This is a genomic window from Georgenia daeguensis (assembly GCF_039537705.1).
Lineage (GTDB): Bacteria > Actinomycetota > Actinomycetes > Actinomycetales > Actinomycetaceae > Georgenia > Georgenia daeguensis.
Genome location: NZ_BAABBA010000004.1, coordinates 183,072 through 197,070 on the forward strand (window position 1 = coordinate 183,072; position 13,999 = coordinate 197,070).

Annotated in this window: 11 protein-coding genes; 4 read left to right on the forward strand and 7 right to left on the reverse strand. The window is 73.6% G+C overall.

Annotation, left to right across the window (positions count from 1 at the left end; all coding sequences use genetic code 11):
• Positions 1–3 precede the first annotated feature (3 nt).
• Positions 4–4,956 (reverse strand): Lhr family ATP-dependent helicase, encoded by a 4,953-nt coding sequence (locus ABD774_RS05690; protein WP_345038625.1) that lies wholly within the window; start codon positions 4,954–4,956, stop codon positions 4–6.
• A gap of 69 nt (positions 4,957–5,025) precedes the next feature.
• Here ABD774_RS05690 and ABD774_RS05695 point away from each other — a divergent pair, with 69 nt between their 5' ends.
• The 3 genes from ABD774_RS05695 to ABD774_RS05705 all read left to right on the forward strand — a co-directional run bounded on the left by ABD774_RS05695 (position 5,026) and on the right by ABD774_RS05705 (position 7,207).
• Positions 5,026–5,271, forward strand: a complete 246-nt coding sequence (locus ABD774_RS05695) for a DUF3046 domain-containing protein (RefSeq protein ID WP_345038627.1) — start codon at positions 5,026–5,028, stop codon at positions 5,269–5,271.
• A gap of 266 nt (positions 5,272–5,537) precedes the next feature.
• Complete coding sequence (gene recA, locus ABD774_RS05700; protein WP_345038629.1) at positions 5,538–6,599, forward strand: recombinase RecA; 1,062 nt, start codon at positions 5,538–5,540, stop codon at positions 6,597–6,599.
• Between the two features lie 5 nt (positions 6,600–6,604).
• Entirely contained in the window at positions 6,605–7,207 is a 603-nt protein-coding gene (locus ABD774_RS05705) for a regulatory protein RecX (RefSeq protein ID WP_345038631.1), read from the forward strand.
• 4 nt (positions 7,208–7,211) lie between these two features.
• On the opposite strand, the gene ABD774_RS05710 is transcribed toward ABD774_RS05705, so the two are convergent.
• The 6 genes from ABD774_RS05710 to ABD774_RS05735 all read right to left on the reverse strand — a co-directional run bounded on the left by ABD774_RS05710 (position 7,212) and on the right by ABD774_RS05735 (position 12,330).
• Positions 7,212–8,033 (reverse strand): ABC transporter permease subunit, encoded by an 822-nt coding sequence (locus ABD774_RS05710; RefSeq protein WP_345038633.1) that lies wholly within the window; start codon positions 8,031–8,033, stop codon positions 7,212–7,214.
• Positions 8,030–8,977, reverse strand: a complete 948-nt coding sequence (locus tag ABD774_RS05715) for an ATP-binding cassette domain-containing protein (RefSeq protein WP_345038635.1) — start codon at positions 8,975–8,977, stop codon at positions 8,030–8,032. Before ABD774_RS05715 ends, ABD774_RS05710 begins: the two co-directional genes overlap by 4 nt.
• Positions 8,974–9,831 carry an amino acid ABC transporter permease gene (locus ABD774_RS05720; protein ID WP_345038638.1) on the reverse strand — a complete coding sequence of 286 codons (858 nt, stop codon included), beginning with the start codon at positions 9,829–9,831 and terminating at the stop codon, positions 8,974–8,976. Before ABD774_RS05720 ends, ABD774_RS05715 begins: the two co-directional genes overlap by 4 nt.
• The gene (locus ABD774_RS05725; protein WP_425554476.1) at positions 9,828–10,532 is read right to left on the reverse strand and encodes an amino acid ABC transporter permease; all 705 of its coding nucleotides are present in this window, start codon (positions 10,530–10,532) and stop codon (positions 9,828–9,830) included. The genes ABD774_RS05720 and ABD774_RS05725 overlap by 4 nt, the downstream gene beginning before the upstream one ends.
• A gap of 80 nt (positions 10,533–10,612) precedes the next feature.
• Positions 10,613–11,479 (reverse strand): glutamate ABC transporter substrate-binding protein, encoded by an 867-nt coding sequence (locus ABD774_RS05730; protein WP_345038640.1) that lies wholly within the window; start codon positions 11,477–11,479, stop codon positions 10,613–10,615.
• Between the two features lie 53 nt (positions 11,480–11,532).
• On the reverse strand, positions 11,533–12,330 hold the full coding sequence (locus tag ABD774_RS05735) for an amino acid ABC transporter ATP-binding protein (protein WP_425554477.1): 798 nt from the start codon (positions 12,328–12,330) through the stop codon (positions 11,533–11,535).
• Positions 12,331–12,439: 109 nt separating this feature from the next.
• On the opposite strand from ABD774_RS05735, the gene miaB reads away from it, so the two are divergent.
• Complete coding sequence (miaB, locus tag ABD774_RS05740; RefSeq protein ID WP_345038642.1) at positions 12,440–13,999, forward strand: tRNA (N6-isopentenyl adenosine(37)-C2)-methylthiotransferase MiaB; 1,560 nt, start codon at positions 12,440–12,442, stop codon at positions 13,997–13,999.

Here is a 13,999-nt window from a genome sequence, read left to right on the forward strand (position 1 = left end):
CGGCTAGCGCCGCTGCGGCGAGGTCACGGACGTCCCGGGGTGAGCGGGCCGCAGCCGGAGCCCCCGCGGCGTGGGCCCGAACCCGGCCGCGCGAAGGGCGTCGGCCAGGGGGCCGTCCGCCTCGAGCGCGGGCAGGCCGTCGATCCGGTGCAGGGTCAAGGGCCCGAGGTCGCCCGTGCCCGCCCGCCCGGCCAGCGCGGACGCGGCCGGGCCGAGCACCGCGGCGTCGTCGCTGAACGACAGCAGGGTCCTGCCGCCCCGCTCGACGTAGAGGACGAGGTCCCCCTCCACGAGGACGACGACGGCGCCCGCCTTGCGGCCGGGGCGATGGCCCTCGCCCGCTGTGGTGGGGGGCCAGGCGAGCGCCGCACCGTACGGGTTCGCAGGGTCGGTCGCGGCCATCAGGTGCACGCGCGCCGTGGACGCCTGCCCGTGCGGCGCGGCCTGTCCGTACGGCGAGGTCTGCCCGTACGGCGAGTCCTGCCCGTACGGCGACGGCGGCGCATCACGCGCCGCGGACCGGCGCGACGCCAGATCGGCCGCGTCGGCCCGCAGGCGGTCCACCACCTCCGGCAGCGCGAACTGGGCGGCGCCGAGCCCCTCGACCAGGTAACCGCGCCGCACCTGCCCCGACTCCTCGAGGCGGCGCAGCACCTGGTAGGCGGCGCCGAACCCGCCCGGGAGGTCCTCGAGCCCCGCGGCACCGCGGACCAGCACCCCGTGGCGCTCGAGCAGCGCCGCGGTGAGCACGGCGGTCCTCGTGGTGCGCTCCTCCACCTGGTCGGCGGACGGGACCTGCCCGTCTCTCGGCAGCAGCGACCACCGGCCAGCGGCCGCGGGGAGGTTCACGTTCGTCGCCGACCGCACAGCCCCGGCGAGCCCCGCGCGCGAGAGCGCGCCTCGCCGCAGGCCGGCGCCGGTGCGGAGGGACCGCGGGCGTGCCGACGGTGCCCGCGAGGCGTGCGCCGGGCGGCCGCCCCCGAGGCGGGCACGCACCGGCGCAAGCGTGTCGTTGGTGACCAGGCCCGCCCAGACGAGCTCCCAGAGGGCCTCGAGCACCTCGGGCGGCGGCACGCGGCGGGTGGGGCGTCCGGCGTCGTCGACCTCGTCCGGCGGCAGCAGCTCGCGGAAGAACCGGCCACCGCCGCCCGCGAGCGCCTCGAGCAGGTGGGTGTGGACGGGCCCCGGGGCGTGGTCGCCGACCGGCGGGGCGAGGTCCGTGACGGCGTCGGCGGGGAGCAGGGTGACCAGGCCGTCGACACCGGGCAGGGCGCCGCCCCCAGCCCAGACGACCTCGCCGGCGGCCGTGAGCTCGTCGAGCAGACCTGGCCGGTAGTCCCGCACCCGGGCCGGCAGCACCAGCGACTCGAGCGCGGAGGCGGGGACGAGCGCACCGGCGAGCTGGTCCACGACGGTGAGCACACCGTCGGCGCCGCGCAGCTCCGGGCGCGACCCGACGGGTGCGACGTGCTGCCAGCGCGGGGTGAACACCCCGAGCGTGCGGGGCGGGACGGGCTCGACCTCGCTGCGCAGGTGGGACAGCGAGCGACGCCGGATCCGCCGCATCACCTCGGCGTCGCAGTACTCGACGGCGCCGTCGGCCGGCGGGGGACCGGGGCTCAGCCGGCCCTGGACGAGCAGGCCCGTGCGGACCAGGTCGGCCAGCACGGCATGCACCGCGCCCACGGCCAGCCCCAGACGGTCGGCGACGTCGTGCGCGGTGAACGGGCCGTGCGTGCGGGCGTGCCGCCTCACGAGGTCGCCGAGCGGGTCGGTCACCGGCTCGAGCACCGCCTCCGGCAGGCCCACCGGCAGCGCCGTGCCGAGGGCGTCGCGCAGCCGGGCGGCGTCCTCCAGGACGACCCACTGCTCGGTGCCGGCGACCCGCACGCTCAGCACGCGGCGGCTCGCCTCGAGCTCGTCCAGCCAGGCCGGGACCAGCTCGGGCGAGGTGCAGCGCTCGGCGAGCTCCGCCGTCGTGACCGGGCCCAGGCGTCGCACGAGGTCCACGAGGCCCTCGGCGTCTCTCGCCCGGGTGCTCTCGGTGCGCAGTCCCACCGCCGCCGCGACCTCCGCGAGCGCCTCCGGGTCCAGCAGGTCGGCGAGGTCCCCGAGGTCCGACCCGATCAGCTCGGCCAGCAGTGCGGGGTCCAGCGCGAGGGCGGCCGCGCGACGCTCGGCGAGCGGGGCGTCGTTGGCGTAGAGGAACTGGGCCACGTAGCCCATCAGCAGGGAGCGGGCGAACGGCGACGGCGAGGTCGTGGAGACCTCGACGATCCGGATGTCGCGCCTGGCGATCTCCGTCATGAGCCCCGTCAGCGCGGGGACGTCGAAGTCGTCCTGGAGGCACTCGCGCACCGCCTCGAGCACCACGGGGAAGTCCGGGAAGGCGGATGCGACGGCGAGGAGCTGGGCGGAGCGCTGCCGCTGCTGCCAGAGCGGCTGGCGACGGTCGGGCCGGCGCCGGGGCAGCAGCAGCGACCGCGCCGCCGCCTCCCGGAACCGGGCCGCGAAGTGCGCCGAGCCCGCCAGCGCCTCCACCACGAGCCCGGACACCTCGGCGGGCTCGAGCAGCAGGACGGCCGGGTCCAGCGGCCCGGTGCCCTCGCCGTCGGCGCCCTCGACGTCCGGGAGGCGCAGGACGATCCCGTCGTCGCTCGGCGCGGCGTGCACGTCCATCCCGGTCAGCTCGCGGAGGCGGTCGGCGAGCACCAGGGCCCACGGGGCGTGCACCCGCGCGCCGAAGGGCGAGTGCAGGACCACCCGCCAGTCACCCAGCTCGTCACGGAACCGCTCGAGGACGATGGTGCGGTCGTCCGGCAGGCGCCCCGTCGCCTCGCGCTGCTCGGCGAGGTAGGCCGTGACGTTCTCCACCGCCCACGTGTCGAGTCCCGCCGCCCCCAGGCGCTCGGCCGCGGACCCGTCGTCGAGGCCGGCGAGCAGCTCGCGCGTGGCCCGCCCCAGGGCCCGTCCGAGCTCGGCGGGGCGGCCGGGGGAGTCGCCCTTCCAGAACGGCAGGCGGCCGGGCTGCCCGGGGGCCGGGCTGACGAGGACCCGGTCGGGCGTGATGTCCTCGATGCGCCAGGTGCTGGTCCCGAGCGTGAACGTGTCGCCGACCCGCGACTCGTAGACCATCTCCTCGTCGAGCTCGCCCACCCGTCGCCCCCCGCGCCCGCGGGCGCCCGCGGTGACGCCGCCGGTGCCGCGGCCGCCGTCGTCGGTGGTCGGCCCGCCGGCGAGGTAGACGCCGTACATGCCCCGGTCCGGGATGGTGCCGCCGGAGGTCGTCGCCAGGCGCAGGGCGCCGGGGCGGGCGCTCAGCACCCCCGACGTGCGGTCCCAGACGATCCGTGGCCGCAGCTCGGCGAAGTCCTCGCTGGGGTAGCGCCCGGCGAGCATGTCGAGGACCGCGCCGAGCGAGCGCTCCCCGAGCGAGACGTAGGGGGCCGAGCGGCGCACGACGGCCGTGAGCTCCTCGACGCCGAGATCCTCGACGGCGAGCATCGCCACGATCTGCTGCGCAAGGACGTCGAGGGGGTTGGCTGGGACGTGCACCTCCTCGATCAGGCCCTCCTGCGCCCGGACGGAGGCCACGGCGGAGGGCATGAGGTCACCGCGGTGGGTCGGCAGGACGACGCCGTGGGACACCGCGCCGACCTGGTGACCTGCGCGCCCGATGCGCTGCAGCGCCGACGCCACCGACGGCGGCGAGCCCACCTGGACGACCAGGTCCACCGCGCCCATGTCGATGCCCAGCTCCAGGGACGAGGTGGAGACCACCGCGCGCAGCTGCCCGGACTTCAGGGCTGACTCCGTGCGGACCCGCTCCTCCCGGCTCATCGAGCCGTGGTGGGCGCGGGCCACGACGTCCTCGACCCCCAGCGCGGTGCCCGCCTGGCCCGGCAGGGCGGCGGACCACGTGCCGCCGGCCTCGTCGAGGACCGCGGCGCCGCCGACGCCCTCGTGGCGGGCCTGCCACTCCTCGTTGATCCGCGCGGTGAGCCGCTCGGCTGAACGGCGGGAGTTGGTGAAGACGATCGTCGAGCGGTGCTCGGTGACCAGGTCGACGATGCGCTCGGTGATGTGCGGCCACACGGAGGGCTGGCGGGGTTCGGGCGACGCGCCCGAGGCGTCCCCGGACAGGTCGAGCTCCGCGCCGTCCGCAGCCTCGCGGTCGGCGGCGCGCAGGGGCGTCGCGGAGGGGTCGGAGAGGTCCTCGACCGGGACGACGACGTCGATGCGCAGCTCCTTGCTGCTCTCCGGCTGGACCACGCGCACGTGCCGTCCGCCGTCGTCGAGCGTGCGGTGCCCGGCGAGGAACGTGGCCACCGTGGGGACGGGACGCACGGTCGCCGACAGGCCGACGCGCTGGGCCGGCCGCGGCAGGAGGGCGTCCAGCCGCTCCAGGCTCAGGGCCAGGTGGGCGCCGCGCTTGGTTCCCGCGACCGCGTGGACCTCGTCGACGATCACCGTGCGGATCCCGCGCAGCCCCTCCCGCGCGCCGGAGGTCAGCACCAGGTAGAGCGACTCCGGGGTGGTGATGAGGATGTCCGGCGGGTGGGTGGCGAACCGGCGGCGCTCGTTCGCCGGGGTGTCGCCGGTGCGCACGCCGACGCGCACGTCGTTGACCGGGGTGCCGAGGCGGGCGGCCGCCCGGGAGATCCCCACGAGCGGCGAGCGCAGGTTCCGCTCGACGTCCGCGGCCAGCGCCTTGAGGGGAGAGACGTAGAGCACCCGGCAGCGGTCGAGCGGCTCGGGCACCTCGCCGGTGAGCATCTGGTCGACGGCCCACAGGAAGGCGGCGAGCGTCTTGCCGGACCCCGTGGGCGCGACGACGAGCGCGTGCTCGCCGGAGGCGATGGCGTCCCACGCGCCGGTCTGCGCGGCGGTGGGCGCGGCGAAGGCACCCTCGAACCACGACCGGGTCGCCTCGGAGAACGGGAGCACCCTCGACATTCTGCCGCCAGCCACGGACATCCGCCCCGCGCGGGGCGGAGGGCGCCCCGGCCGTGGCACTCTTGGCGGGTGAAGCACTCGGAGTTCTGGCAGGTGCTGGAGGAGACCTTCGGGCCGGGGTACGGCCGCTCGGTCGCCGAGGACCTCGTCCTGGGCTCGGTCGGGGGGCGCACCGCCGTCCGCGCGCTCGCGGACGGGGTGCCGCCGCGCCAGGTGTGGGACGCCGTCTGCGACGAGATGGACCTCGACGAGGCCACCCGCTGGCGGCACCGGATCGATCCCCGGGAGCGCCCGCAGGGCCCGCGCCGTTCCTAGCACGGCGGGGTGCGGCGTCGTCCGGCGGACCCGTGCAGGGTGGCCCGGCGTGTCGGTGGCCGTCGAACACCCGTTCGTCGTAGTGTCATCCTCAGGCGACGACGTCGGCACCTTTCCACAGCTGTGCGGGGGGCGTCGGACGGATGTCAGTGGTCGGGCATAGCGTCGCCTGCAGGTAGCCGTCCGGCGAGGGCGGGCCCTGCCAAGACCTGCCCTGACCGATCCGAGGGCCGCACCTGCGGCCCGCCTGCCGAAAGGTGACTGACATGCCCGCTCCCGTAGCAGACCGCAGCAAGGCCCTGGAGGCCGCGCTCAGCCAGATCGACCGCCAGTTCGGCAAGGGGTCGGTCATGCGCCTGGGCGACGACACCCGGCCCAAGGTCCAGGTGATCCCCACCGGCTCCGTCGCGCTGGACGTCGCGCTCGGCATCGGCGGCCTCCCGCGCGGCCGCGTCGTCGAGATCTACGGCCCGGAGTCCTCCGGCAAGACGACCGTGGCGCTGCACGCCGTCGCCAACGCCCAGCGGGCCGGCGGGATCGCGGCCTTCATCGACGCCGAGCACGCGCTCGACCCCGAGTACGCGAAGAAGCTCGGCGTGGACACCGACGCGCTCCTGGTCTCCCAGCCCGACACCGGCGAGCAGGCCCTGGAGATCATGGACATGCTGATCCGCTCCGGCGCCCTCGACATCGTGGTCATCGACTCCGTCGCCGCGCTGGTGCCCAAGGCGGAGATCGAGGGCGAGATGGGAGACTCGCACGTGGGTCTGCAGGCCCGTCTGATGTCTCAGGCCCTGCGCAAGATCACCGGTGCGCTCTCGGCCTCGGGCACGACCGCGATCTTCATCAACCAGCTGCGCGAGAAGATCGGCGTCTTCTTCGGCTCGCCCGAGACAACCACGGGCGGCAAGGCGCTGAAGTTCTACGCCTCCGTCCGCCTGGACGTGCGCCGGATCGAGACGCTCAAGGAGGCAGGCGACGCGGTCGGGAACCGTACCCGCGTCAAGGTCGTGAAGAACAAGATGGCCCCGCCCTTCAAGCAGGCCGAGTTCGACATCCTCTACGGGCAGGGCATCTCCCGCGAGGGCGGCCTGATCGACCTCGGGGTGGAGAACGGCATCGTGCGCAAGTCCGGCGCCTGGTTCACCTACGAGGGCGACCAGCTCGGCCAGGGCAAGGAGAAGGCCCGCCAGTTCCTCCGGGACAACCCCGAGCTGGCCGAGGAGATCGAGAAGAAGATCCTCACCAAGCTCGGCATCGGCGAGGCCGCGGCCGAGGCGGAGGCCACCAAGGCTGCCGCCGACGGCGAGGTCCCGGTCGACTTCTGAGCGGCATGACACAGCCCGGAACCGGTCGGCGGCGCGGGGGGCGCCGGCGCGACGAGCTCGAGCCGCCGCCGACCGGTGCGGCCGCCCAGGACACCGAGCCTGACGCTGAGGAGGTGGCGCGCACCATCGCCCTGCGCCAGCTCACGGCGGCGCCCCGCAGCCGCGCCCAGCTCGAGGAGGCGATGGCGCGGCGCGACGTGCCGGCGGACGTCGCCGGACGCGTCCTCGACCGGTTCACCGAGGTGGGCCTGGTCGACGACGCCGCCTACGCCGAGATGCTGGTGCGCACCAGGCACGCGGAGCGTGGGCTCGCCCGGCGCGCCCTGGCGCAGGAGCTGCGTCGCAAGGGCATCGAGCCCGAGGTCGCTGCGCTCGCCCTCGAGCAGGTGGACGAGAGTGACGAGCGTGCGGCGGCCCGCCGGCTGGTCGAGAAGAAGGCACGCTCCACGCGCGGGCTCGACCCGCAGGTCCGCCGTCGCCGCCTCGCGGGCATGCTCGCCCGCAAGGGCTTCTCCGGCGGCGTGGCCATGCGCGCCATCGACGACGTGCTCGCCGAGGAGGGGGTCGACCCGCTGGCCGGGCCCGGCGACTGGGACGCCCTCGACTGACCCCTCAGGTGATGTCGCGCCGCAGGGTGGTGAGGCGCCCGGCCAGCGCGAGGACCAGCGCGTACCCCAGGAGGACCAGCAGGCCCGCCCACGACGGCAGCAGCCCCGCGGCCATGCCGGAGTCGGCGTAGAACGAGCTGCCCGTGATGGCCTCCCCGGCGGCGCCCGGAAGGAACTTCGAGACCCCCTCGAGCAGCTCCACCTGTCCGAGCACGATCCGCAGGACCGGCTCGACGAACTGGGTGAACGCCAGCAGCACCACCACGGCGGCGACCTGGTTCGTCAGCAGCGTCCCGAACCCGACGCCGACCACGGTCCACACCGTCAGGGCGAGGACGGACAGGCCGGCGCTGCGCAGCACCGTGGGCTCGGTCAGGTACGACGGCTCGCCGAGCAGCGCGAGGACTGCCGCGCCGGCACCGACGGTGGCGAGCGTCCCGACGACGCCGAACAGCAGGCCGACCGCGACGCTGGAGAGCATCTTCGCGGCGAGGAAGACGTTGCGCCGCGGCTCGGCCAGCAGGCTCGGCGTGATCGTCTGGTGCCGGAACTCGCCAGTCATGGCGAGCGCGCCGACGATAACGGGGAAGACGTAGCCGAGCGAGGTGGCGAGGGTGTAGACGGTGCTGGCCACCTGCTCCGGGGACATCGGCGGGGCCGGCTCGGACGCCGGCACCCCGGTGCCCATCGACCCCGGCGCCTCCGCCAGCACGAACGCCATCACCCCGGCGAGAAAGGCCATGTACCCGGCCATCGTCAGCAGCAGCACCCACCACAGCCGTGTCGTGACGAGCTTGCGGTGCTCCGTCCGCAGGGCGTCGATCAACGGGCACCGCCCTGCGTCGCCCCGCCGGCGGGCCCTTCCCCGACGAGCCGGAGGAACGTGTCCTCGAGCCCGGCCTCCCGCGTGGCGAGCTCGTGGATCTCCAGCCCCGCGGCGAAGGCCCGCGCGCCGATCTCCGCCGCGCTCACGCGCCGCAGCACCGCGACGCCCGGCGACCCGTTCCGGGCCACGCGATCGGTCCACCCGGCCGAGGCGATCAGCTCGTCCAGGCGTGCGGCGTCGGGAGAGACCACGCGCACGCTCGGTTCCGACAGCGCCGCGAGCTCGGCCAGGGAGGACTGGTGCACCAGGGTTCCGCGGGCGATGATCACCACGTCGTCGACGGTCTGCTGGACCTCCGAGAGCACGTGGCTCGAGACCAGCACCGTGCGCCCCTCGCCGGCGAGGTGCCGCAGGAGAGCCCGCAGCCACGCGATGCCCTCGGGGTCCAGGCCGTTGGCGGGCTCGTCGAGGATCAGCACGCCGGGGTCGCCCAGCAGCGTGGTGGCCAGGCCGAGCCGCTGGCGCATGCCGAGGGAGAACCCGCCGACACGGCGGTCCGCGACAGGGCCGAGACCCACCAGGTCGAGCACCTCCCGGCACCGGGCGTCGTCGACGCCCACCTGGGGGGCGTACACACGCAGGTGGTCCAGCGCGCTGCGGCCCGGGTGGAAGCTTGCGGCCTCCAGCGCCGCCCCGACCGAGCGCATCGGCCGGGTGAGCTCGCCGTAGCGCCGGCCGCCGACGGTGGCCGTGCCGGACGTCGCCCGGACCAGCCCGAGGAGGATGCGCAGGGTGGTGGTCTTGCCGGCCCCGTTGGGGCCCAGGAAACCGGTCACGCGGCCCGGGCGGGCCGTGAAGGACAGGTCGTCCACCGCCCGGACCGCGCCGAACGTCTTGGTGAGGTGGTCGACCGCCACCACCGCACCCTCGTGCGTGCCGCTCACTCGCCGGCGTCCGCGGTCGCGGGGCCGGCCGGGCGGGTCGTGCCCGCGGTGCGGGAGCTGAGGCGCCGGGCCACGCGCTCGGCCACCCAGGTGAGGGTGTAGTTGATGACGATGAAGATCACGGCTGCGACGATCAGGGCAGGGATGTAGTTGGCGAAGGTGGACCCCACGAGCCGCGCGGACCGGAGCAGCTCGCTGTAGGTGATGATGTAGCCGAGGGCGGTGTCCTTCAGGATCACGACGAGCTGGCTGATCATCGACGGCATCATCGCGATCAGCGCCTGCGGCACCTCCACGAGCCGCAGGCTCTTGGACGGGGTCAGGCCGATCGCCAGGCCGGCCTCCCGCTGCCCGCGCGGCAGGTTGTGCACGCCCGAGCGCACGAGCTCCGCGATGACGGAGCCGTTGTACAGCGTGAGGCCGACGACGACGCCGTAGAACGGCGCCTGCCCCTCCCACGGTCCCGGGACGTAGGAGAAGACGTTCCAGAAGAAGATCATCATGATCAGCACCGGGACGGCGCGGAAGAACTCCACCACGGTGCCGCTGACCCCACGCACCAGGCGTGACTGAGCCAGCCGGCCCAGGCCGAAGAGCAGGCCGAAGACGTTGGCTGCGACGATGGAGACGGCGGCCGCGCGGAGCGTGTTCCACAGGCCGACGAGCAGGTAGTCCACCCACACCGACTCGGTGACGAAGGGATTCCACTTGGCTGCGGCCAGCTGGCCTTTCCCGGCCAGGCCCCAGAGCACCCACGCGAGGACCCCGAGGACGATGACGGCGCCGACGACGTTCACGGCGGCGATGCGGCGACGGGTCCGGGGACCCGGCGCGTCGAAGAGGACGGAGCTCATCGGGCGACCCCCAGGCGGCGGGAGAGGTAGGTGGTCACGAGGCCGATCGGCAGGACGATGACGACCCAGCCGAGGGCGACCACGAGGAAGATCGCGACCATGAGGTCGGGCCGGAACTCGATCATCGTGAGCATCACCGAGGCGGCCTGGACCACGCCGGCGGCCTGGGCGACCGTCGTGTTCTTCGCGAGCGCGATGAGCGTGTTGCCCAGCGGGGCGATCGCCCCGCGGATCGCCTGCGGAAGGATGATCATCCGCATCGACTGCCCGAAGCCGAGGCCGATCGCGCGGGCGGCCTCGGCCTGGCCCGCCGGGACGGTGTTGACACCGGAGCGCAGCGACTCGCAGACGAACGCGGCGGTGTAGACGGACAGGCCCAGGACCGCCAGGCGGAAGCTGTTGGCGGTGATGTCGACCCGCCCGGCCTCGTTGCTCGCCAGGATGACCCCCAGCTGGCCCCACAGCCCGAGGGAGCACCCGAGGATGATGAGCGTCAGCGGCGTGTTGCGCACGATGTTGACGTACATCGCGCCCGCCCAGCGCAGGCTCGGCGCAGGGGAGACGCGCATGACGGCGAGCACCGTGCCGATGATGAACGCGAGCACGGCCGACCAGAAGGTCAGCTGGATGTTGACCCAGAACGCTCCGAGGATGTTGTACGTGCCGAGGAGCTCGGCCATGTCGGCCAGGTAGCCGCTCACTCAGGTCTCCTTCCTGCCGCTCGGGCGCGGCCGGACGCGCGGTGCCCGGGGCCGTCGGCCCCGGGCACCTGACGAAGCGCTCAGGCGCAGGGCTGGGGCTCCGGCGGGTTGAGCTCCTCGTTCCACTTGAAGTTGTCGCCGACGTTCTTCTTGATGAGTTCCTCCCAGGTGCCGTCGTCGACCATCTCGGTGATGGCGGCGTTGACGTCCTCGCAGACGTCGTTGTCCTTGGGGAGGCCGACGCCGTAGTTCTCCTCGGAGAACGGGTTGCCGACGACCTTGAACTGACCCTCGTACTCCGGCTGGGCGGCGTAGCCCGCGAGGATGACGTCGTCCGTGGTCACCGCGTCGACGTTGCCCGCGGAGAGCAGCTCCACGCACTCGGAGTACGTCTGTGCCGGGTAGAGCTCGACACCCTCGGAGTGCTCGTCGCGGATGCGCTCGGCCGACGTCGAGCCCTCCACCGAGCACAGCACCTTGCCGTCCAGGGTGTCGGGGCCGGTGATGTCGGAGTTGTCGGCGGCAACCAGCAGGTCCTGGCCGGCCACGAAGTACGGTCCGGCGAAGGCCACGCGCTCCTTGCGGGCGTCCGTGATGGAGTACGTCGCGAAGATCATGTCGACCTGGCCGTTCTCGAGCAGCGTCTCGCGCTGGGCGGAGACGGACTCGACGAACTTGATGTTCTCCTCGGCGTAGCCGAGCTTCTCGGCGACGTACTTGGCGACGTCGACGTCGAAGCCGGTGTACTCGGAGCCCTCCTGGAGGCCGAGGCCGGGCTGGTCGAACTTGATGCCGATGGTGATGGTCTCGCCGCCACCGCCCGCGGTGCCGGTGCCGTCACCGCCCGGCTCCTCCGTGTCGCCCGGCTCGCCGGCCGAGCAGGCGGTCAGGGCCATCGCGGCGGCCAGGGTCATGGCGGCGAATCCGGCCTTGCGTGTGGCTCGCATGTCGTCTCCTTCGGGTTGGTCCCCCGCCCGGGGGATCGGTCTGGTGGTGCGCTTCAGTGGCTGAGCAGCTTGGAGAGGAAGTCCTGGGCCCGCATGGACCGGGGGTTGGTGAAGAACTCCTCGGGCGAGTTCTCCTCGACGATCTGTCCGGCGTCCATGAAGATCACGCGGTCGGCCGCCTTGCGGGCGAAGCCCATCTCGTGGGTGACGACGACCATCGTCATGCCGTCGCGGGCGAGCGCGGTCATGACGTCGAGGACCTCGGTGATCATCTCGGGGTCCAGCGCCGAGGTGGGCTCGTCGAAGAGCATCACCTTGGGCTGCATCGCCAGCGCTCTCGCGATCGCGACGCGCTGCTGCTGGCCGCCGGAGAGCTGCGCCGGGTACTTGCCCGCCTGGTTCGCCACCCCCACGCGCTCCAGCAGCGCCATCGCACGGTCCTTCGCCTCGGACGGCTTGACCCCCTTGGCCTTGATGGGCCCCAGGGTGACGTTGTCGAGGATCGACTTGTGCGCGAAGAGGTTGAAGGACTGGAACACCATCCCGACGTCGGCCCGCAGCTGGGCCAGCTGCTTGCCCTCCTCGGGGAGCTTCTGGCCGTCGATCTCGATGGTGCCGCGGTCGATCGGCTCCAGCCGGTTGATCGCCCGGCACAGGGTCGACTTGCCGGACCCGGAGGGCCCGATGACGACGACCACCTCGCCGCGCGTGACCGTGAGGTTGATGTCCTTCAGGACGTGCAGCTCACCGAAGTGCTTGTTCACGTCGGTCAGCACGACCAGCGGCTCGCCCCGGGCAGCCCCCGGACCTCCCGCCGGCGTTGTGAGGGAGGTCTCGTTCGGTTCCGTCATGGAGGTCAACCTAACGTGCCGAGGCCCCCGCAGCGGCCCGTGCCGGTAACAGAGTGGAAACGAACGGGCGTGAACGGGCGTCTTTCGGCCCGCCTACACTTTGTCCACCATGTCTCTCACCTCCGCCGTCGCCCCCGTGCAGCAGGCCGACCGCCGCACCTATCTGGTGCGGACGCTCGGTTGCCAGATGAACGTCCACGACTCCGAGCGCCTCGCCGGCATGCTCGAGGAGCGGGGCTACGTCCCGGTCGCCGACGTCCCCGAGGCCGCCGCGCGGGCGACCGAGGCGGGAGACGGAGGTGCCGACGTCGTCATCATCAACACCTGCTCCGTGCGCGAGAACGCGGCCACCCGGCTGTTCGGCAACCTCGGCCAGCTCGCCTCGGTGAAGCGGACCCGGCCCGGGATGCAGATCGCCGTCGGCGGATGCCTCGCGCAGCAGATGCGTGAGGGCATCGTGGAGAAGGCGCCGTGGGTCGACGTCGTCCTGGGCACCCACAACCTCGACGTGCTGCCCGCGCTGCTGGAGCGCGCCCGCCACAACGCCGAGGCGCAGGTGGAGATCGAGGAGTCCCTGAAGGTCTTCCCGTCCACCCTGCCCACCCGCCGCGAGTCCGCCTACGCGGCGTTCGTCTCCATCTCGGTGGGCTGCAACAACACCTGCACGTTCTGCATCGTCCCGCACCTGCGCGGCAAGGAGCGCGACCGCCGGCCGGGCGACGTGCTGGCCGAGGTCGAGGCCGTCGTCGCCCAGGGGGCCATCGAGGTGACCCTGCTGGGCCAGAACGTCAACAGCTACGGCGTCGGCTTCGGGGACCGCGGTGCGTTCGCGAAGCTGCTGCGTGCCTGCGGCCGGGTCGAGGGGCTCGAGCGGGTCCGGTTCACCTCGCCGCACCCCGCTGCGTTCACGGACGACGTCATCGACGCCATGGCCCAGACGCCCAACGTCATGCCGAGCCTGCACATGCCCCTGCAGTCCGGCTCCGACACCGTGCTCCGGGCGATGCGCCGCTCGTACCGCCAGGCGAAGTACCTCGGCATCATCGACCGGGTGCGCGCCGCCATCCCCGACGCCGCCATCACCACGGACATCATCGTCGGTTTCCCGGGGGAGACCGAGGAGGACTTCCAGGCCACCCTCGACGTCGTCGAGGCGTCCCGGTTCTCCTCCGCGTTCACCTTCCAGTACTCCCCGCGGCCGGGCACCCCCGCAGCGGACCTGCCGCAGGTGCCCGCGGAGGTCGTCACCGAGCGCTACCAGCGGCTCGCGGCGCTCCAGCAGCGGATCTCCACCGAGGAGAACGAGGCTCAGGTCGGCCGTACCGTCGACGTCCTGGTCGCCGAGGGCGAGGGTCGCAAGGACGGCGCCACCCACCGGGTGACCGGCCGCGCCGCCGACAACCGCCTGGTGCACGTGGCGCTGCCGGCAGGGCTGCCGGAGAGCGAGCGTCCCCGACCGGGCGACATGCTCACCGTCGACGTCACCCACGGCGCCCCGCACCACCTCGTGGCCGACTCCGCGCTCACCGGCGGGACCTACGCGATGCGCCGTACCCGTGCGGGTGACGCGTGGGCACGGCGGGCGGGCCTGGTCGAGGAGGCCCACCCCCACGGCGAGCCCGCACCCGCCGGGCCCGTCACGCTGGGCATGCCCACGCTGCGCCGCTGA